General features: G+C 71.3%; 10 protein-coding genes. 9 read left to right on the forward strand and 1 reads right to left on the reverse strand.

The window, feature by feature from the left end:
- Positions 1-80 precede the first annotated feature (80 nt).
- The gene (gene eccCa, locus P3T37_RS13160; protein WP_280723917.1) at positions 81-4,007 is read right to left on the reverse strand and encodes a type VII secretion protein EccCa; all 3,927 of its coding nucleotides are present in this window, start codon (positions 4,005-4,007) and stop codon (positions 81-83) included.
- A gap of 259 nt (positions 4,008-4,266) precedes the next feature.
- Between eccCa and eccD the strand changes: the two genes are divergently transcribed.
- The 9 genes from eccD (at position 4,267) to P3T37_RS13205 (ending at position 21,379) form a co-directional block, all read left to right on the forward strand.
- Positions 4,267-5,616: a type VII secretion integral membrane protein EccD gene (gene eccD / locus P3T37_RS13165; RefSeq protein ID WP_280723748.1), complete on the forward strand. Its 1,350-nt coding sequence runs from the start codon at positions 4,267-4,269 to the stop codon at positions 5,614-5,616.
- Positions 5,617-5,653: 37 nt separating this feature from the next.
- Positions 5,654-7,090 carry a type VII secretion protein EccB gene (eccB, locus tag P3T37_RS13170; RefSeq protein ID WP_280723749.1) on the forward strand — a complete coding sequence of 479 codons (1,437 nt, stop codon included), beginning with the start codon at positions 5,654-5,656 and terminating at the stop codon, positions 7,088-7,090.
- A gap of 93 nt (positions 7,091-7,183) precedes the next feature.
- Entirely contained in the window at positions 7,184-7,522 is a 339-nt protein-coding gene (locus P3T37_RS13175; RefSeq protein ID WP_280723750.1) for a hypothetical protein, read from the forward strand.
- 28 nt (positions 7,523-7,550) lie between these two features.
- Positions 7,551-7,844, forward strand: coding sequence for a WXG100 family type VII secretion target (locus tag P3T37_RS13180; protein ID WP_280723751.1), 294 nt, complete (start codon positions 7,551-7,553; stop codon positions 7,842-7,844).
- Positions 7,845-7,871: 27 nt separating this feature from the next.
- Positions 7,872-8,303, forward strand: coding sequence for a hypothetical protein (locus P3T37_RS13185; protein ID WP_280723752.1), 432 nt, complete (start codon positions 7,872-7,874; stop codon positions 8,301-8,303).
- Between the two features lie 90 nt (positions 8,304-8,393).
- Positions 8,394-10,634 (forward strand): hypothetical protein, encoded by a 2,241-nt coding sequence (locus tag P3T37_RS13190; RefSeq protein WP_280723753.1) that lies wholly within the window; start codon positions 8,394-8,396, stop codon positions 10,632-10,634.
- 100 nt (positions 10,635-10,734) lie between these two features.
- Positions 10,735-11,175: a YbaB/EbfC family nucleoid-associated protein gene (locus P3T37_RS13195; RefSeq protein ID WP_280723754.1), complete on the forward strand. Its 441-nt coding sequence runs from the start codon at positions 10,735-10,737 to the stop codon at positions 11,173-11,175.
- Positions 11,168-11,473 carry a hypothetical protein gene (locus P3T37_RS13200; RefSeq protein ID WP_280723755.1) on the forward strand — a complete coding sequence of 102 codons (306 nt, stop codon included), beginning with the start codon at positions 11,168-11,170 and terminating at the stop codon, positions 11,471-11,473. Before P3T37_RS13195 ends, P3T37_RS13200 begins: the two co-directional genes overlap by 8 nt.
- 45 nt (positions 11,474-11,518) lie before the next feature.
- Complete coding sequence (locus P3T37_RS13205; RefSeq protein WP_280723757.1) at positions 11,519-21,379, forward strand: hypothetical protein; 9,861 nt, start codon at positions 11,519-11,521, stop codon at positions 21,377-21,379.
- The last annotated feature ends 19 nt before the right edge of the window (positions 21,380-21,398 follow it).

A 21,398-nucleotide genomic window follows, 5' to 3' on the forward strand; every position in this document is an offset into this window, starting at 1 on the left:
CCTGCCTCCACTGCTCGTTGGTGTAGGGCTCTCCATGGGGATATACGGGCAGTGCCCTGGCCGGGGTTCAGCCGAGGGTCCTACCGTTCGTCATGCGAGGCTCCTTCGGTGACGTGTCCGGTCTGCACCTGGACCGTGCGGCGCCGGGTGATGTGCAGGCCGCGGCCGGCCGGGAACTGGCGCGGCTTGACGTTGCCGAACAGGTAGCCCTCGCTCGGCGGGCAGGAGAGCAGCACCGCAGGGGTGTTGACCTCCTGGAGCTTGCGCAGCAGCGGGTCGGACATCGCCCGCCCGATGCCGTTGGCGCCGCGCGCCACGATCAGGTGCAGGCCCAACTCGGCGCCCTGGGCCAGGTGGTCGAAGAGCGCGGCGAACGGGTGGTTGACGCCGGATCCGGCCACCAGGTCGTAGTCGTCGACCACGATGAAGAGTTCCGGGCCGGTCCACCAGTCGCGCAGCTTCAGCTGGGCGGGCGAGATGTCCGCGCCCGGTACCCGGTTCTGCATCGCGCGCGCCGCGCCGTCCACGATCTGGCGCAGCACGTCCACGCCGACCGCGTAGCCCAGCCGGTAGGCCTCGGGGACCGCCTCGTAGAGCTCGCGCCGGTAGTCGACCAGCATGATCCTGGCCTCCTCGGGCGTGTACGCGCTGGTGACGGCCGCCGTGACCAGGCGCAGCAGGTTGGTCTTGCCGCTCTCGCTGTCGCCGACCACCATCAGGTGCGGGGACTCCTCGAAGTCGTGCCAGAGCGGCGCGATCGCGGCGTCCTCCAGGCCGATCGGGATCCGCAGCCGGCCCTCGGGGGCGGGCAGCGTGGCGGCGTCCAGCATCAGCGGGAGCATCCGGACCTCGGGCGCGCGCGGGCCGGTCCAGTGGTCGGCGATCGCGTCCACCAGGTCCGCGACGCCCTCGCCGAGGTCCTCGGTGCTGCCGGAGCCGTCCATCCGGGGCAGCGCGGTCAGGAAGTGCAGCTGGTCGTCGGTCAGGCCGCGCCCGGGGACCTTGGGCACCTTGGCGGCGGCGCGCATGTTGATCAGGGAGTCGACCGCGTCGCCCAGGCGCAGTTCGAAGCGGGTGCCGAGCAGGTCGCGCAGCGCGCCGGTGATCTCGCCCCAGCGGGTGGTGCCGATGACCAGGTGGATGCCGTAGTTGAGGCCGCGCTGGGCGATCAGGGTCAGCAGCGGGGGGAGGTCGGCGAACTCCTGGCGGACGGTGTTCCAGCCGTCGATCACCAGGAAGACGTCGCCGTGCGGGTCGTCGTCCAGGTCGCCCGCCGCCCGGCGCCGCCGGAACGCGTCGATCGAGTCGATGCCGAGCTCGGCGAAGCGCTGTTCGCGCCGGTTCAGGATGCCGGTGATCTCCGCGATGGTGCGCAGCACCCGCTCGGGGTCGTGGCGTCCGGTGATCCCGCCCATGTGCGGCAGGCCGCGCAGGGCCGAGAGCGCGCCGCCGCCGAAGTCCAGGCAGTAGAACTGGACTTCGCGCGGGGTGTGGGTGAGCGCCAGGCCGGTGATCAGGGTGCGCAGCAGGGTGCTCTTGCCGCTCTGCGGGCCGCCCGCGATGCCGACGTGGCCGCCCGCCGCCGAGAGGTCGGCGAGCAGCAGGTCGCGCTGCTGGTGGAAGGGGCGGTCCACCACGCCGACCGGGACGCTGAGCGTGCCGCGGTTGTCGGTGCCCTCGGTGGTCAGGCCGCGCTGCGGGTGCGGGGCGAGCGGCGGGAGCAGCTCGTCCAGGGTCGGCGGCACGCCCAGCGGCGGGAGCCAGACCCGGTAGGCCGGCGGGCCCACGTCGTAGAGCCGCGACGCGGCGATCTCCAGCAGCGAGCCGCTCTCCTCGGCGGCCGGCTCCTCCTCGACGGCGATCGGACGGTGCCGCGGCACCACGTACTCGGTGCCGTACGGGACGACCTGGCCGGCGATCACCGCCTGCTGGGCCGGGCGGCGGCGCGGGCGGTAGGGGCCGGAGACGTACGCGGCCTTGAAGCGGGTCAGGGTGGAGGTGTCGCTGCGCAGGAAGCCGTTGCCGGGCTGCGAGGGCAGCTGGTAGGCGTCCGGGACGCCGAGCACGCCGCGGCTCTCCATCGCGGAGAAGGTGCGCAGGCCGATCCGGTAGGACAGGTGGGACTCCAGGGCGTTCATCCGGCCCTCGTCCAGGCGCTGCGAGGCGAGCAGCAGGTGCACGCCGAGCGAGCGGCCGAGCCGGCCGATCATCACGAAGAGCTCCATGAAGTCCCGGTGTGCGGCCAGCAGTTCGCTGAACTCGTCGACCACCACGAAGAGCGTCGGCAGCGGCTCCAGGGACGTCCCGGCGGCGCGGGCACTCTCGTACTCCAGCAGCGAGGAGTAGTTGCCGGCGGACCTCAACAGCTCCTGGCGGCGCACCAGTTCGCCGTGCAGGGTGTCGCGCATCCGGTCCACCAGGGCGGCCTCGTCGGCCAGGTTGGTGATCACCGCGGAGGTGTGCGGCAGGGCGTCCAGGCCCAGGAAGGTCGCGCCGCCCTTGAAGTCGACCAGGACGAAGTTCAGCACCTCCGAGGAGTGCGTGATCGCCAGCGCCAGCACCAGGGTGCGCAGCAGCTCGGACTTGCCCGAGCCGGTCGCGCCGATCAGCATGCCGTGCGGGCCCATGCCGCCCTGGGCGGACTCCTTGATGTCCAGGTCGACCGGCCTGCCGTCGGCGCCCAGGCCCAGCGGGACCCGCAGCTTGTTGTGCTGCGTGCGCTCGGCCCAGTGCTGCGCGACGTCGTGCTGGTGCAGGTCGCGGATGCCCAGCAGCGCGGTCAGGTCGAAGTCGGTGGCCAGCGGCTCGCCGGCCTCCACCGAGTCGCCGATCCGGAACGGCGCCATCAGCGCGGCCATCCGGGTGGCAGCCGGCAGCGCGAGGGTGTCGGGACGGCCGAGGTCGGTCACCTCGTCCTTGCGGTTGCGGTCGGCGCCGACCATGGCGAGCCGGCCGTCCGCGATCCGCAGCCGCAGGGTGACCCGGGAGGGCTTCCACTCCAGCGCCTCGCCGAGGTCGACCAGGATGGCGTTGCGGTAGCCGGCCAGCGCCGGACGCGCGATGCCCTGGGCGCCGGGACCGTCCAGCACGATCACCGTGAACGGCTCGTCCCGGTTGGGCACGGCGTCCGGCTCGAACGGCGGCCGGGCGGCGAACTCCTCGCCGATCAGCTGCTCCGCCTCGGCCAGCGTGCTCGCCACCAGGCGCAGCGCGCCCGCGCCGTCGGTCTCGGTCGGGTGCAGGGCGTGCGGCAGCCACTTCGCCCACTCCCAGGAGGCCCGCCGCGCGCCGTCCGCCACCACGGCGATCCGCAGCTCGTCCGGGGCGTGGAAGAGCGCGAGGGAGGCCAGCAGCGCGCGGACCATCGCGCGGGCCTGCTCGGGGTCCTCCTCGCAGCGGACCAGCAGGTGGGCGAAGCCGCGCAGGTGGATCGCGACCGGCTGGTCGTCGAGCGTGCCGTAGGCGTGGATGAAGCGGCGCAGCGCGTGGGCGCAGAGCGGCTCCAGGTCCTCCACCGGCTTGGTCGACAGCGGCGCGAGCCGGGTGGCCAGGCGCTGCTGGCCGGTGCCGATCCGCACGTCGCTGAAGTCCGGGTGCGAGGAGCGCCGCTCCCACAGCCGCGAGGTGCGCACCAGCGCGGACAGCTCGCCCGGCGCGGGGTGGCGCCAGGCCAGAGCCTCCTGCTGGCGGACCACGGTCCTGCGGGCCTGCTTGCGCATCTGCGAGAGGTAGCGCAGGTAGTCCCGGCGCTCGGCGCGCAGCTGCTGCTTGCGGTCGCTGGAGCCGCGGATCAGCTGGGTGACCAGCATGCCCACCGAGGACAGCGCCATCATGCCGATGCCGATGTAGGACATCGCGCCCCCGCCGCCGCCGTCCGGGCGCAGGAACATGAAGACCATCGAGAGCGAGCCCAGCGCCATCGGCGCCATGCTGATCACACTGGCCATGCCGCTCTGCGACTCCGGCAGGACGGGGGGTTCCTGCAGCTGCATCTCCCCGTCCGGCATCTCCGGCCCGGGGCGCCGGGGCGTGCGGTTGACCAGGACCACGCTCAAGGGAAGGCTCCTCACTCCTCGACGGCCGCGACACCGCCGTCCACTGGGTCGACGGTTCGGCGGGGGCGCGGGGTTCAGCCGCGGAGCAGGTGAACTGATTGGTCGGCCGCGCCCGTACAGCGGGGTGGGGCGGCGATTCGCCCCCGTTCAGGAGCAGAGGCTGGGAGAGTGAGGACGCGTGCACACCAGTGCCGTCGCGGGGTTGTGCCGCTTGAGGTTCCACGCACCGGGAACGGCCTTCGAGTTGGCGGTCCCGGCCGACGTGCCGCTGGCCGACCTGCTGCCGGCCGTGCTCGGCTACGCCGGAACAGAGCTGGCCGAACAGGGACTTGAGCATGGCGGCTGGGTGCTGCAGACCCTCGGCGGCGACCCGCTGGACGAGGAACTGACGGCCGAGGCGCTCGGCCTGCACGACGGCGACGAGCTCTATCTGCGCCCGCGCCGGGGCGCGCTGCCGCCGGTGCACTTCGACGACATGGTCGACGGCGTCGCCACCGGGATGCAGGAGCGCGGGGACTCCTGGCGGCCGGTACTGACCCACCACCTGGCCGTCGGGCTGAGCCTGCTGGCGCTGCTCGGCGGCGTCGTGCTGCTCACGCTGCCCGGCTCGCCGCAGCTGCGCGAGGCGGCGGCCGCGGTGACCGGCGTGCTGCTGCTGCTCGGCGCCACCAGCGCCTCGCGGGCGATGGGCGACGCGGGGGCCGGCACCGCGCTGGCCGCCACGGCCGTCCCGTACTTCGCGCTGGCGGGCCTGCTGCTGCCGACCGGCCCGGCCGGCACCGAGCTGACCGGGGCGCGGCTGCTGGCCGGGGCCTCGGCGGCGGCGGGCGCGGCAGTGCTGGGCGTGGCGGCGGTGGCCTGCGCGGCGCCGCTCTTCCTGGGCCTGGGGCTCTTCGCGCTGCTGGGGGTGCTGGCCGGTGCTCTCGCGCTGGCGGGCCTGTCGCCGGAGCAGTCGGCGGCGCTGGTGGCGGTGGCGGCGGTGCTGTTCGGCTCGTTCGTCCCCTCCCTGGCGTTCCGCCTGTCGGGGCTGCGGCTGCCCGCGCTGCCGCGCAACGCCGACGAGTTGCAGGAGGACATCGAGCCCTTCGAGGCGACCGGCGTGCTGGAGCGCAGCCGGGTGGCGGACGGGTATCTGACGGCCTTCTACCTGACGGTCGGGGTGGCCTGCGTGGGTGCGCTGACGCTGGTCGCGTTCGGGCCCGGGTGGGCCGCGATCGCGCTGGCGGCGACGCTCAGCGTGCTGCTCCTGCTGCACAGCCGGGCGATCGGCAGCATCCCGCAGCGGCTCGCGGTGCTGGTGCCCGGCGCGTACGGGGTGGCGCTGCTGGCCGTCCGGCTGACGCTGAGTCAGTCCACCGGCGGCCGGCTGCTCACGCTGGCCGGGCTGCTGGTCCTCGCCACCGCGCTGCTGGTGGTCGCCTGGACCGTGCCCGGGCGCCGGTTGCTGCCGTACTGGGGACGGGCCGCCGACCTGCTGCACACCCTGTCGGCGATCGCGCTGCTGCCGCTGAGCCTGCTGGCGGTCGGCGTCTACCACACCCTGCGGGCCATGAACGGCTGAGCAGTACCCGATCGAAGCGAACTCCAGGAGGAACCGGATGCAGTCCCGACGCGACCAGGTGCAGGCGCACCTGTTCGTGATGAGCAGGCTCGCCTCCGGCATGCTGCGGGCCGAGCCCGACGCGCCGGACACCCCCATCGGCCGCACCACCCGCGGCGCCGTGACCGGCCTGGCGATGGCGGTGCTGATCGGCCTGGGGGTCACCGTCTACGGGGTGATGCAGCCCGGCGGCAACACCGGCTGGGCCAAGGCCGGCACCCTGGTGGTGGTCAACGAGACCGGCGCGCGCTACCTGTACCTGGGCGGCCAACTGCACCCCGTGCTGAACGAGACCACCGCCAAGCTGCTGGGCGGTGACCAGATGACGGTCGACCAGGTCGGCCAGGCCTCGCTCGCCGGCATGGCGCGCGGCGGCCCGTTGGGCATCGTCGGCGCGCCCGACGGGCTGCCGCCGGCCGCCCAGCTGCACGCCGCCGACTGGCTGGCCTGCGGCACCCTGCAGCCCACCGCGGCCGGGGCGGTGGCGCCGAACCTGACGCTGCTGGTCGGCCCGGCGCAGCAGGGCTATCCGCTGACGGATGGTCAGGCCCTGCTGGTCGGCGCGCCGGACGGCTCGGTCCACCTGCTCTGGCACGGGCAGCGGTTGCGGGCCGACACGAAGAACGGTGCGCTGGACGCGCTCGGGTACGGGAGCACGGCGCCGTTCCCGGTCTCCGCCGCCTTCCTGGACGCGCTGCCCGCCGGGCCCGACCTGAGCGCCCCGGAAATCCCCGGACGCGGCTCGGCCGGACCGGTGCTGGCCGGGCACCCGACCCGGGTCGGCCAGCTCTTCCAGGCACCCGGCGGCGCGCCGTACGTCCTCGGCGCGGGCGGCCTGGTGCCGCTCACCGCAACGCAGTTCGGCCTGCTGCGCGGTGACCCGCGCACCCAGCAGGAGGCGTACGGCGGCGCGGCGACGGCTCCCGCGGCGATCGGCCCCGCCGACCTCGCCGCGCACACCGCGCCCGGCGGCTTCGCCGGCACGCTGCCGGCCGTGCCGCCGGCGCTGGTGGCGCCCGGCCAGGGCCGCGCCGTCTGCGCCGACCTGCACGTGGGCGCCGGCGCCCCGGCCACCGCCGTGACCGTGCTGGACGCCGCTGCGGCGGCGGGCCAGCCGCCGGCCGTCCAGCCGGGGGTGCCGGCCAGCTGCACGTCCGCCGACCGGATCGCGGTGCGCCCCGGCGGCGGGGCGCTGGTGCGCGCACTCTCGGGCGCGGGCGCCGGGACGACCGACTACCTGGTGACCGACGGCGGGGTGAAGTACCCGCTGCCGTCGGCCGCGGTGGTCAAGCAGCTCGGCTACGCGGGCGTCGCGGCGGTCGCGGTGCCCGAGGGGCTGCTCACCCTGCTGCCCAGCGGGCCGAGCCTGGACCCGGCGGCGCTCTCGGGCGGCGGGGTGGCGGCGCCGCAGGTGGTCGCGAAGACGAGCTGCTGAGGGTGAACCGGGCGGCGCGGCAGGCCCGTTGAACCAGATGACGCGAGTACGGGCCAGCGACGTGCGGCCCGGCGGACCGAGGAGGGAGCACCGGTGTCCACACCAGTGTTGAACAAGGACGACGCGGCGATCCAGCAGGCTCTGATGGGCCTGGACACGAAGATCTCGGAGATGATGACCTCCGCCCTGACGGTCGAGCGGATCAACGCGGAGATCAACGCCGGCTACATCTCCGGCGCGAGCACCAAGTTCCAGCAGAACATCGAGGACTGGATCTCGCGCTACAAGACGGTCATGAACGCCTTCCAGAAGCTCAGCGAGAGCACCGCCGGTGCCAACCAGGTCCTCAACAAGGCAGAGGACGAGGCCGGGCTGATCGGCGGCAACTGGGGCGCCTCGGACCCCGTCTTCCAGGCCCTCAGCGGCAGCTGACGGCACCCGGACCGAAAGGAACACTTCGATGGCAGACCTCACACTCCACCACGAGACGGTCGACCAGGCCGTCCAGGAACTCCAGGCCGCAGGCACCACGATGACGAACGACCTCGAGCACCTGGTCCAGGTGCTGACCCCGCTGAAGGAGCACTTCCAGGGTGCGGCGGCAACGGCGTTCGAGGAGTTCCTCGCTGCCGTCAACGCCAACGAGCAGAAGATGACCGAGGACATCGCGGCCGCCGCGGCGTGCCTGGACAACATGCACCAGACCATGACGGCCGCCGACCACGCCGGCGCCGCCGGCTTCCACCAGAGCTGAGCGCCGAAGTAGAGGAGGCGGGTGCCGATGGGTAGCACGCTGGTGGCGACGGACAAGGGTTTCGACGAGTTCGCGCAGAGACTCCAGGCTTTCGTCGACGACACGGGGGACAACCCCTTCATTCTGAACCTCGCGGGGATCAAGAACGGCGGCACGAAGGCAGGCCTGAACGCCGACGGGACGTACGACGCCCTACTGACCGGAACGACGGCCGATCTCGCTATCGCGGGCACGCTGTCCGACAAGTACAAGGCGCTCTGCGGTGCTCTCTACGACACCTTCCAGGCCATGGGTAAGAGCCTGTACACGATCAGGGTGGACCTGCACAACGCAAAGTCCACCCTGAACAACGCGGAGGACGACTCGCTGACTTCGGCGCAGTTGCTCCAGCTCCTGCAGAACGTCCTGAACGGATCGAGCACGACGCCGCCGGTCATCCCGCCGCCGTCCACCCAGTGACGACCGCCGGACGGGGCGACGACAGCCGTCGTCCCGTCCGGCGGCACGGCAACTCCCCCCACACACGAACTGCACGCCAGGAGGTCCGGCTTGTCATCAACGTTCAACTGGGAGACGGCACTCAAGGCCTTCGCCTCCTCCACGCTGATCGGTGAGGTCACGGATCGGCATTCCGTGGCCGATCCGGCGCATCCGTGGATCGGCCAGAACCCCGTGGTGTACGGCAACCTGGGCTCCGACCAGACGCCGACGGCGGACCTCTACGCGAAGTGGGCCGACAGCCAGACCATCATCCGGTACTCGATCTACGGGACCCTCGACTACACCACGTGGAACGGGACTTCGTCGGCCCCGAGCGCCATGACGCAGTTCTTCCACGGTCCGGCGGACATCCTGAACTCGGCCATCGCGGGCAACGACGTGGTGGACCCCGGGAGTTTCACCGCCGCCTCCACGCTGATGAAGTCGACGCAGGACTGGCTCACCCAGCAGATCGGCACGGTCAAGGGCTGGGTCGGCGATATCGATGCTCCCGACAGCGATCTCCAGGGCAGTGCAGCCGGGCGCTTCAAGCAGGTGATGACCCAGTTCCAGGGCGAACTCGAGAACGTGCTGGGCCAGTTGACGATGCCGGGTGGCGACGGCAAGGACGATGACATCCCGGGGGCGCTCACCGCCGCCGGTGCGCAGCTGACCCAGTCGTTGAAGCAGCTGCGGGACGGCTTCGCGGCCTGGCAGGGGCCCAGTAGTGCCTGGACGGCGACGCCCGAGGGCACGTCGTGGACGATGCTGGAGAGTACGGACAAGGTGTCCTCTCCGCTGATCGCCTCCATGGACGCCTTCAAGGAAGCGGTCCTGCTGTTGAACGTCTCGTTCGTGGTGGGCACCGGCGTCACCGTGACCGGCCCCAACGGCACGCCGGACTCCGCCGACTGGTGGGCCGCGATCAACGCGAACGCCCGGGCCAAATGGCTGGCCTCGGTCAACGATCTCGACACCCTGGCCGGTACGGTCATCAACAACCTGACCAACGGCACCACCGCCGGCGCCACCCTCCTCGGATACCAGAACGCCGTGCGTGCGCTGCCTGTCCTCATGCCGCCCTCGCTCACTCTGCCGCCGGACCCCACGAACACCGACGGGGGCAAGACGCCGCCGACGACGACGCCACCGCCGCCTCCCACCACGACACCGCCACCGCCTCCGACGAACCTGGGCGGCCCGAAGACGGACAACAAGGTCCCGCCGCCGCCCACCCCGACCAAGCTGAACCCCGGCGGTGGCGGCGGTGGCGGGCTCGGCCTGGGCGGTGGCGGCGGCCTGGGACTCGGGGGCAACAACGGGCAGGCCCCGCTGCTCGGCAAGGACGGCAAGCAGCTGATCGGCAAGGACGGCAAGCCGGAGTTCGTGCCGGCCGGCTCCACGATCAACGGCAAGGGCGAGGTGATCGGGCCGGACGGCAAGCCGGTCCTCGGCCCCGACGGCAAGCCGGAGTTCGTGCCCATCGGCACCACGGTCGGACCGCCGGTCAGCTCGACGTCCGGTCCCAAGCTCAAGCTGCCGGTCGGTTCGAAGCTGAACCCGGACGGCACGGTGACCGGGCCGGACGGCAAGCCGCTGCTCGACTCGAACGGGAACCCGGTGGTGCTCGCCAAGGGGGACACCATCGGCCCGGACGGCGGTGTCCTGGACGCGAACGGCAAGCCGGTCTCCGAGATGGACCAGCTGCTGAGCGACGAGGAGCACGCCTTCGCCGGGACCGGCGGCGCGTTGCAGACCGGCGGGGGCGGAGGCGGGCTGGGCCTGGGCGGGTTGGGCGGGCTCGGCGGTCTGGGCGGTGGGTACACCGGCCCGCCGATCAGCGTGGGCGGCCTGGGTGGTCTCGGTGGGCTGGGGAGCGGCCTGAGTGGGCTCGGCGGCGGCTCGTTCGGCGACTCCTTCGGCGGTTCGGGCTCCGGCTCGGGGGGTGGCAAGTCCACACTCCTGGGGACTCCGGACATCGGTCTGGGCGGCAGGCTCGGCGGAGGCGGCGCGGGCGGCACCAGCACCGAGAGCGGCGGCCCGGAGTCGCTGAGCGCGGAGCAGACCGCGGCTGCCGAGAAGGCCGCTGCCGAGAGCGCGGCCGAGGAGGCCCAGCTGTCCGGCCGCTCGGTGGCGACCACCGGCGGAGCCGGCGGCTCGATGATGCCGCCGATGGGCGGCGCCGGCATGGGCGGCGCGGGTGCGCAGGGGCAGGGCGGGCAGGACCGTCAGCGCACCACCTGGCTGGCGGAGGACGAGGAGGTCTGGGGCACCGAGTCCGGCGCGGTGAGCGGCGTGATCGGCCGCTGAGAGCCGGTGTGGTGTGCAGGTCGTCCGTCGGGTGCCGAACCTGCGGGCCCGGTCCGTCCGTAGAGGGAAGTGACGACCTACACACCACGGAGGTGCCGGTATGACGACCCCGTTCGCGGAACAGATCGAGCAGGCGATGACCGCCCTGCACGAGCAGCAGACCAGGATGGCCGCCGCCGCCAAGGAACTCCAGGCGGCCACGGCCTCGGTGACCTCCAAGGACCGGATGGTCACCGCGAAGGTCGGGGCGCAGGGCCAGGTGGTCTCGCTGACCTTCCACACCACCGCCTACCGTTCCATGGCGCCCGCCCAGTTGGCCGGAATCCTGACCGACGTGCTGAACACGGCGCGCGCCGAGATCGGTGACCGGGTCATGGAGACGATGAGCCCGTTCAGCGGGATCGGCGAGGTGCTGCGGACCTCGATGACCGGCGGTACCGAGCTGGAGGAGATGCTCGCTCCGCTGCGCTCGATGCGCCCGGGCTTCGCCGAGGAGGAGGCGCGGCGCAAGCGCGAGCGGCAGGAGGAGTTCCGTGGCTAAGCCGAAGCTCACCGCGATGGCGGACCTCAAGGCGGCCTTCGGCGCACCCTTCGACGACATGTCGAACCTCATCGACACCATGCGGACGAAGGCCAACGAGATCACCGAGTTCAACAAGAACTCGGCCGGCAACGACGATCTGGGCAAGACCTACCACAAGCAGGTCGACGACCCGACCACGAACCTGGACAAGTTGCTCCAGCAGGTCCGCGACGCCGTGGACAACGCAGGCCACCAGGGCCAGAACACCACCGACCTGTTGAACGCCGCCGACCAGAACGCAAAGGACTCGGCCTAAACGAGTTCTGACGCAACGTCAGGCCACGTCAGGAGTACGCACCTCATGTCGATCATGCTTCCTCCGGCCGTCGCCACGATCTTCTCGAAGGTCACCGGGATGAAATGGCCCGAGGCGAATGAGGACAACCTGCGCACCGCGGGTGACGACTACCTGGCGATCGCCAACGACATCCCGGAGCTCAAGGGCTACATCGCCGACCTGGTGAAGTGCTGCCTGGCTCAGTTCGAGGGGGAGGCGGCCGACGCCTTCGTCGACCAGATGCGGCAGTTGATCGGTCAGACCGGCGGGACCGACTACCTGACGACGGCGGCGGGGACGGCGAAGCAACTGGGTGACTACGCCCACCAGACGGCCAACCAGGTCGAGTACACCAAGTGGATGACGATCGCCCAACTCGTCCAGCTGCTGGCGGAGATCGCCTACGCGATCGCGATGATCCCGCTCACCTTCGGCGGCTCGCTCGCGGCGATCCCGATGGCGATGGAGGCCGTGGCGGCGGTCCTCAAGCAGATCTTCATCTGGCTGTTCAAGCAGCTCATCATCCACGAGTTCACCAGCATCGTCGGCGGTCTGCTGCTCGACGTGATCATCCAGACGATCCAGATCGCCGAGGGGCACAAGACCAGCTGGGACTCCAAGTCCACTTTGCAGGCTGTGGAGTTCGGGGCGATCAACGGCCTGCTCGCCGGTCCGCTGGAGCTGCTGGGCTTCGGCTTCGGCAAGCTGCTCGGGCGGCTGTTCGGCAAGGGTCTCGGGGAGGTTCTGGAGACGGAGCTCAAGGACCTGGCGGGTGCCGAACTCAAGGCCGGGCTCAACGACTTGGAGAAGTCGGCGCTCGACTCGCTGGTGAAGGACGTCGAGAAGAACGAGATGACGGCGGTCATCTCGGCTGCCACGAAGGGCGCGCTGGAGACCGTCTCGAGGGAGGTGGTCGGGGAGGTTGCCAAGGAGGCGGTCGAACAGGCGGTGGAGACCGCCGTCAAGGACGTCGCCAAGGAAGCGGTCGAGGAGGCGGTGGAGACCACTGCCAAGGAAGCGGCGGAGACGGCCGTCGAGGAGGCCGTCAAGAAGCTGTCGAAGACGGAGACGTTCACCAAGGACCTCGGAACCAGCTTCGAGAACGGCCTGAAGGGCGTGATCGGCGCGACGACGGCGAACGAGATGGGCCGGCAGTTCGCCAAGACCATCGCGACCAACGCCGCGCGTCACGCCGTGGACCAGGACGCCGTCAGGGTGATCCTCACCAATGTCCTCAAGGACTTCGACAAGGCGGACAAGGAGCTCATCAACAAGCTGGCCGCCGAGACGATGGCGGTGTCATCGAGGCTCGGGTCCCAGACGGCCCATCAGTTCCTCTACCGGCTGGGCGAGCAGGCCGGCGGCCTGCTCAAGGGCGGCCTCCACAACATCCTGACCGAGGGCGGCTACAACCTCGTCTTCGACGACAGCCACTCGTTCACGGTCACGGCGGACACCTTCTTCGCCGGCCTGGCGATGGGCGCGCTGGGCGCGATCGGGCACGTGGCGACGGAGCCGTTCAGGGCCAAGTTCGAGGCGTACGTGGAGAAGTGGAACCAGGAGTCGATCGACAGCGAGACCAAGAGCACCTTCTTCGGCCCGTTCCACCCGCTGACGCTCATCTCGATCGCCTCCAACCTCACCGGCCACCCGACGCCGTTCCCGGTACGGCGGCCGGTGGCCGACGGGTCGCGGCCGCGGTCCCTAGACCTGAAGCTGCCCAAGACCGAGTCCTCGGGCGAGCCCGACGGGAAGTCGTCCGACCTCGGCACGCCGAAGACCACGACGACGGAGACGACGACGAAGTCCCCGTCGGGGAAGGGCGAACCGATCGCCCCGCCGACTCCCCGCAGCACCCAGTCGGACGGTGGGGAGAAGGAGGGCGACCTCGGCTACCTCCTCGGCTACGACGGCGACGGCAACATCGCCGAGCCGGTCCCCGTCGAGTACGCCCACCTCTTCCCCAAGGGCAGCGTCCCGGTGGCCGGCGACGACCTCGGCGCGCCGGACCGCCCGCGGACCACCGGCGGCGGCCTGGGGAACGGAGACAAGCTGCCGCCCGAGGAGCACCGGCCGCAGCCGGTCGAAGCGCCGACCCGCGTGCAGACGGCGTCCGGCGGGGGCGTCGTGGCGGAGGAGAAGACCGTCACCGCCGAGGCCACCGCTCCCGTGGCCACCCCCGTGCCCGTGCCCACTCACTCCGCCCCTGCTCCCGCCCCCGCCCCCGCGCCCCACGAGCAGGAGCATGAGCACGAGCAGGAGCTGAACGACATCGCGGGCGCCCTGTCGTTCGGCCCCAAGACTCCCGACGGCGGCGGCGAAGGCCCCCACCCCGCCGAGGCCCCGCAGATCGGGCTCCCCGGCGTCGCGTACCCCGGTCCGAACCGGCCGCTGGACGGCGCTCTGACCTTCGACAAGCAGAAGGAGCAGTTCGTCTGGCGCGAGCCCAAGACGGTCTACCGCGGCGAGGTGGAGGTCGAGTTCCACGACCGCGAGCCGTTCGTGCGCCTCTACACCACCGTGGTGAGCGAGCAGGAGCTGACGCCCGCGCCCGGTCGGCCCGGCGGGATGACGTCGACGTTCAAGGACATCCAGCAGGACCCGAAGACCGGGGAGATCAAGATCTCGGTCGGGGGCGACTCGGTGCTGTGGACGGGCGCGGGCCGCCCGCTGCGGGCGTTCAAGTGGGCCGAGAAGTACATCGCGGACCTTGGCCCCCGGACGAAGCCGCTGCTCCGCTCCTACCTGGTGCCGCTGTCGACCTACCGGACGATCGTCGACAACGCCATCCACGAGGAGGACCGCAACTCGCCGGTCCCGCCCTACCGCGGCAGGGGCTCGCTGCTGGCACCCGAGGGCTTCGACCCGCGCACCCTCACCGACGAGTACGAGAGGCTCCCGCAGCCGCAGCGGGAGGCCTTCGTCCAGCACACGCTGGACGCCGCGCTGGCCAGGGCCCGCGAGGAGTTCGCGAACAACTCCGGACTCGATTCGGCCGGGGTCACCTCGCCGCTGCCCAACTCCCAGCGGACCTTCAACGTCGACCACCGCGGTGAGCCGAACCAGTTCGGCATCGTCGGCGCGGACATCGACCTGCTGCAGCGCACGGCCCGGCCGGACTCGCTGCGGACGTACTACTACGACGAAGCGGGCCTCAGCTCCCCGGACGACCCGCGCAACGGCGCCCGGGCGCACGTCGACGACCTGCGCAGGGAGCTCGGCGCGCCGCTGGTCGCGGACCGCCGGCTGCTGGCGAAGGACCACCCGTGGGTCGCCGAGCAGCCGGAGGCCCTGGAGATCCACCAGAAGGCCGACGGCCTGGAGGACCTCCTCACCCGGTTCGGCCACGACAACGCCGCGCCCCTGACACCGCAGCAGCTCGACGCTCACCGGGAGCTGCTCGCCTGGGCCGCCGACCGGGCGGAGCAGCTGAAGCCCGGTCAGTACACCGAGGTCGTCCAGGAGCTGCGCGACAAGCTCGAAACCGGCGGCGAGCTCGACGCGACCACCGACCAGCTCAAGCGGCTCGTCTTCGACCTGCGTCCGAAGGCCGAGTTCCGCAACGACGCGACGCAGCTGGGCGGGATCGCCTTCCGGCTGCGCCAGCACTACGTGACCTGGAAGCAGTCCCAGCAGCCTGAGGCGCAGCGGCGGATGGACCCGCTGCTGGCGGGGGGCAACGAGCTGCGCTTCGCCAAGCGCCTCGCGGACCTCAAGACGTTCGTGGCGGAGCACAGCGAGAAGTACCGGGAGGAGTACCCGCCGGAGGACAGCCGCTCCCGTCTGCCCGAGGACCTCGACAACCTCGGTCCCGAGGACCGCGCGAGCGTCGACGAGTTCATGGAGCGGACGGTGCTCCCGTGGGCGACCCAGGCGGCGATCGGCGAGTCGCTGTCGCGCGGCTACCGCGAGGCGTCGGCGGACTTCGACGTCCTGGGCAGGCCGGCGCTCAACGACTTCGCGGCCGACCTGCACAACCTGCCCGCCCACAACGCCCGTCAGCTCCAGGTCGGGCAGGAGATCACGGATCTCTGGACGAGCGGCGCGCCGCCGCACGCGATGATCGAGAGCCTGTTCGGCGCCTTCCCCGAGCTGGGGCCCAAGTTCGACGAGCAGATCGCCGACCACCTGCCGTACACCTTCTCCGACCACGCGCAGATGGTGCTGGGCCAGTACCTCAAGCTCGCCCACCCCGACCGCAACGACCCGAACCGGTTCGTGGAGGTGGACAGCGTCGTCAAGGCGATCATGTTCCACGACATCCAGAAGCAGAACTCCGAGCGCATGTACGCCGTGGAGAAGGGCAAGAACACGCGCGAGGAGCACGACCGCGAGGCCGAGCACATCGGCGCCGTCCAGATGATGCGCAAGTACCGGCGCCTGTGGGGCGAGGGGGAGGAGGGGGAGCGGCAGCTGGAGCGGGCGATCGCGATGGTGGACTCCGACCCGTTCGGCTTCTACATCCGCAACAAGTTCGCCCCCAAGGACGAGGCGAAGAACCGGGACGCGGCCTTCGAGTTCCTGACCAGGACCACCCTGAAGCTGTCCGGCAAGGAGCCCGACACGTTTCTGGACGGCCGTCGCCGACCGGCGGAGCTGACCGAGCAGGACGTGGCCGCCATCCGGCAGTTCTTCGGCGAGTTCCACCAGTACTACCAGGCCGACTTCTCCTCCTACACCAGCGCGAGCGACTACCGTCCCAGCCGCGAGCCGAACCCGCAGGAGCAGCCGGGCAGGTCGATTTTCGACAACAAGCTCGCCCTGGACAACGTCCAGGAGTCGAGGCCCGACGAGACGTACCCGCTGCGGCGCGGTCCCCGGCTGGCCGAGGAAGAGCCGGAGGTCCCGGAGAATCCGCGGCGGTTCGAGTACACCGTCAGCGAAACGGCGTTCCGGAACCTTCGGGAGATGTTCGCCACGCCCGAAGCCCTCAGGACGCACTTCGAGCGCGTGACCGGCGACCGCTTGGCGCACGAGGCGCAGCTGCTCGGCAACGGCGGGGACGCGAACCCGGACCGCCACCGGAAAACCGCTCCGGCGCAGCAGGACCTGGCGGACATCTTCGGTGACGACGAGGGCCTCGACCTCTTCGGCGACGGGTTCGGCACCGACCACGGGCCGACGACGGCCGGGCCCGGGCACGAGTCCGGTCCGGTCGACCAGCAGCGGGTCGCGGAGCTGGCCGACGCGCTGTCCGTGCAGCGCGGATCCGGGGTGCACTGGCCGGCCGATCCCGGGACGGACGCCGGGGAGCGGCGGCGGATCGCGGAGGCGATCGAGCACTTCCCGGTCGACCCGCGGTTCTTCACCGTGGCCAGCCACACCGACCGCGGCGACGGGAGCCTGGTCTGGCGCGGCGAGCCGGTGTCGCCGGCGGAGTTCGCGCACGCCCTCGCCAAGCTGCGCCGGCAGGGCCAGTGGACCCGGGACCAGCCCTTGCAGCTCGCCGCCTGCAACAGCGGGCGCGGCGAGGCCGGTTCGTACGCCGCGCAGACTCTGCGCGAGCTGCGCCGGCTGCTGCCGGACGAGCCGTTCGAGGCGTTCGTCCCGGACGGCGTCCTGCTCTTCGTGCCGAAGGTCGTCGGGCCGGGGCGGCTGGACCGCGAGGCCGCGGGGGACCTGCTGGTCAGCGCGAAGGTCGGCTTCGACGCGTCCGGCCGACCGCGGTTCGCCCCCGGCGGCCACTGGCTGCGGATGTCGCTGCCGGCCGGCTCGGATGAGGTGCAGGTGAAGCCGCACGGCGCCCACCTGCCGGTCGACGGCAGCCCGGAACCGCGCTCCGCCCCGGCCCCGGACGGCTACGTCCCGCTGGACGAGCGCTCCGCGCAGCGGCGCGACGCGGCCACGCCCGATGGCGTGCAGGCGTTCGGGCTGCCCGAAGACCCTGATCACCCGAATCCGGAGCCGGTTGTCGGGATCCGCGGGGTCGCGTACCCCGGCCCGAGCCGGCCGGACGGCAGGCGGAGCACTCCCGGTCCGTGGACGGGCCGGATCGTCCACCGCGGTGAGTACGAGGTCGAACTGGACGAGCACGACGACCCGTTCGTGCGGTTGTACACCGTGGTGGTCAGCGCGCAGGCGCTGCGCGACGAGCCGGCGGCACCGGATCAGGTGCCGGGCGTGATCTCGCGGTCGGCGCACAAGGACATCCAGCAGGGTGGGGACGGAAGGGTCCGCATCTCCACGGGCACGGGGACGAAGCCGACGCAGGAGAACTCCGTCCTGTGGGTAGGCGGCGGCCGGCCGCTGCGGGCGCTTCAGTGGGCCGAGAAGTACCGGGCCGAGCACGGCAGGGAGACCAGGCCGCTGATCCGCTCCTTCCTGGTGCCGGCGCACGTCTTCGACGCGGTCTCCCTCAACGCCCTCCACGAGGACGACGCGGGAGGCCAGGGGCGGACCTTCAACGTCGACCACCGCGGTGAACCGAACCAGTTCGGCGTCGTCGGCGAGGACCTCGCGAACCTGCGGGTGCACGCCAAGCCGAACTCGCTGATCACCTACGCCTACAACCACGGGGAACTGCGGATGCGGGCCGATGCTGCCAGTCACGGCGAGGAGATCCGCTCGGTCGACGTCCTCCGGGAGCGGCTGAGGGTCCCGCCGGTCGGGGCACGCACGCTGGTCAGGAAGTGGGATCCCTGGCTCAGCCACAACAAGGAGCGCACCCTGGTGGAGGAGGCGGCCGGCCGGATCCGCCAGCATGGAGCGATCTCCGCGCGGCTGACCGGACGCCGGGACGAACTGCAGGGCGACGACGCGCAGCTTCGGCAGGACGTGGCACAGGCCGTCGACGCGTTCCTCAACGGCCCCCGGAGCAGGGAACTCGCCGACCGGCTGGAGGAGGTGGCGAACCGTCTCGGCTCGCACCCGGGGTTGGCCAGGGACTTCGTCGAGGCAGCCCACCGGGCGCGCCAGGACACCGAGGACTCCGTCGGGTTCAAGAACGGCCTCGACACCCTCAAGGCGAACTTCCTGCGCCCTGTCCGGGAGGCCGCGAAGTACAGCGGGGACGTCGGCAAGAGGAGCGAGCCGCACAATCTCGTCAAGAAGTTCGGAGCATCGGTCAAGGAACTCGCCAAGTCTCTCGACTCCGAGAAGGCAGAGGCGATTCCTGCGGAACTGCGCGAGGCCGCCCGGGCGCGGCTCGACGAGGCGACCCGGCGGCTGACGCTGCTGGAGGTGAACGCCAAGACCCTCCACGAGAGCCTGAAGGGACTGGAGAGCGCCGGATCGTGGACCGCTGAGGAGTTCCAGCGGGTCATCGACACCTTCGAGCACGGGGATCGCACCAGGGATCTGGTCGATCAGCACCCAGGCGTGCTGGAGGGGGACGCGCCGCAGGAGGGACCGGCCCGTGAACTTCTCGGCGACATCGACAAGGCCCTCAAGGAAGTGGACGATCGCGTCCAGCAGTACACCGCGGGGATCGCGAAGAGCCTCCAGGGCCTGAAGGAGCGGAACACCGCGGGTGCGGTCAACAAGCCCAGGGAGAACATCCTCAACCTTGAGCAGGCGATCGGCGACTACGGCAGCGGCGTCCGCAGCGACGAGCTGGCCGAGCGGTTCGAGAGGACGGCAGCCGCCTCGTGGGCGAACTCCACGTTCCTCAACGACGCGAGCGGACTGACCTCGATCGCCGAGGAGCTCGCCCAGCACTACGAGACCTGGCGGCAGTTCAAGCAGGGCGCGGCCGAGCCGGGGCCGAGTCCGCTGCTCTCCGACCGGCAGGAGGCGTTCCCGAAGCGCCTGTCCGAGCTGCGGACGTTCCTGCAGGATCACCACAACAGGTTCCGGGAGGGGTACTGGGACAGCCGCCGCGGTGCGCTGGACCTCGACATCGGCAGTGAGACGCCGTACGGCGAGGTCCACCCGGACACGGTCGGGAACATCGACCGGTTCATGGCGGAGCTCGTGCTTCCGTGGTCCGATCAGGCGGGCATCGGGCGGGAGATGTCCCGGGCCTACGACGAGGCGAAGAACGACTTCGACGTGTCCGACCGGTCGTTCCCCAACGACTTCGCCGCCGACCGCGCGGCCCTGCCGGCGTTCACGGAACGCCAGCGGGCGGTCGGCGCGCGGCTCTCCGCACTCTGGAGGGACGGCGCCGAACCGGACGAACTCATCTACGAACTGGTCCATGCCTTCCCGGACTTGAGGGACAAGTTCGACGAGGTCGCGGCGGTCTCCGAGAAGTACACCTTCTTCGAGCACGCCCAGATGGTGCTGAACCAGTACCGCGAACTGGTCGGTCACGACAACGGCGCCGAGCGCGTCGTTCCGGTGGACACCGTGGTCAAGGCCATCCTCTTCCACGACATCCAGAAGATGAACTCCAAGGCCATGTACGGCGGCGGCAAGGGCCGCCACGATGCCGAGCCCGAGCACATCGGCGCTGTCCAGATGATGCGGAAGTACCGCGCACTGTGGCACGTGGAGGGCGATCCGGGGCGCACCCGCAGGGACTTCGAGAAGGCGCTCTCCATCGTCGACTCCGACCCGTTCGGGTTCTACATGCGCAGCGAGTTCCACAAGACCGAGGACGTCAACCGGCACGAGGCCTTCAAGTACCTGGCCCGGACGGCCGTGAAGCTGTCCAGGAAGCCGGGTGGGGAGCTCGACGGGGAGCTCGACCGGGGCCGCGTCCTGTCCGTCATGCGGCGGTTCTACGAGGAGGCCCAGCAGTTCTACCAGGCGGACTTCTCCTCCTACACCAGTGCCGCCCGCTTCCGGAAGGCGGACTGGAGCCGTCTGGAAGCGGACGACCCGGCCGCGGGCGAGCGTCCGCCGAGCGAGCGGGGAGTGCCGAAGGGCACCTTCGACGCCAATTTCGACTGGGAGACCGATCCGCGCCCGGACCCGACCCCGGAAGATGGCGGGGAGCCGAGGCACCTGGTCGCCGCCGGGCTCAGGATCGCCACGACCGAGGGCCTGACCCGGCGCCGCTTCAGGTACGACACGACGGGAGCGAAGGGCGAGGAGCAGAAGGGCGGCGAGGACGAGGAGAAGGCCGGGCCGGCGCAGGGTTCGGGTCAGGCCGAGGCGAGCACCAAGACGGCCAAGCAGCTGGCGCACGAGAAGGCCGTCGAGGAGGCCCGGGCGAAGAAGACACCGAAGGCCGCCGGGAAGAAGAAGAAGGATGCGGGCGCGAAGCGGGGCGGGGAGGCGTACGAGCGGCACGCCCAGAAGCTGGAGACGATGTTCAGCCCGACGGAACTCGCCTCGAAGCTGCAGGAGCATCTTCCCGGCGAGGACTTCACCGAGGCGGTGCAGGGCCCGCAGGAGGTCCAGCCGGACGCCGTCCCTGCTCCCGAGGCGGCCGCCCCGGCCACACTGCCCGATCTCCCGCACGGTGTGGTCTGGATGGGTGACAAGCTGGTGAACCCGGCAGCCCGCGCACAGCTGCACGATGCCCTGTCGCGGCTGCCCGAGGCCGAGGGCGAACTGCGGCTCGCCATGCACACGGTGGACCGGGGATGGCCGACCCGCGACGGCGTCCGGATCAAGGCGGAGACCCTGGCGACCGAGGCCGCGATCCAGTGGGAGACCAATGGCAGGCCGGCCGTCCTGCGGTTCCTGGCCAGCGGCCTTGGGTCCCCCGACCTCGCGGGCTACCGGCTGGAGCTGAAGCGGCTGCTGTCCGAGAAGGGCGTGACGGCGCAGGTGGAGGTGGCCTCGGGCCCGGTGTGGTATCTGAAGGGTCGGGCGGAGCTTCTGGTGGCGAAGCGGATCTGGTTCGACCCGCAGGGAAGGATGTGGACCGACGACGAGGGCGACTGGACGACCGTGCCCACCGCGCCGGCGGCCGTGCCCACCGCGCCGGCGGCCGCCGCGCAGCCGCCGCTCACCGAGCTGGGCCACAGCGTTTTCGACGCCCTGGTAGGGTGACCGGCTGCCAAGTGACTTA

The organism is Kitasatospora sp. MAA4, assembly GCF_029893355.1.
In the GTDB taxonomy this organism is placed as follows: domain Bacteria; phylum Actinomycetota; class Actinomycetes; order Streptomycetales; family Streptomycetaceae; genus Kitasatospora.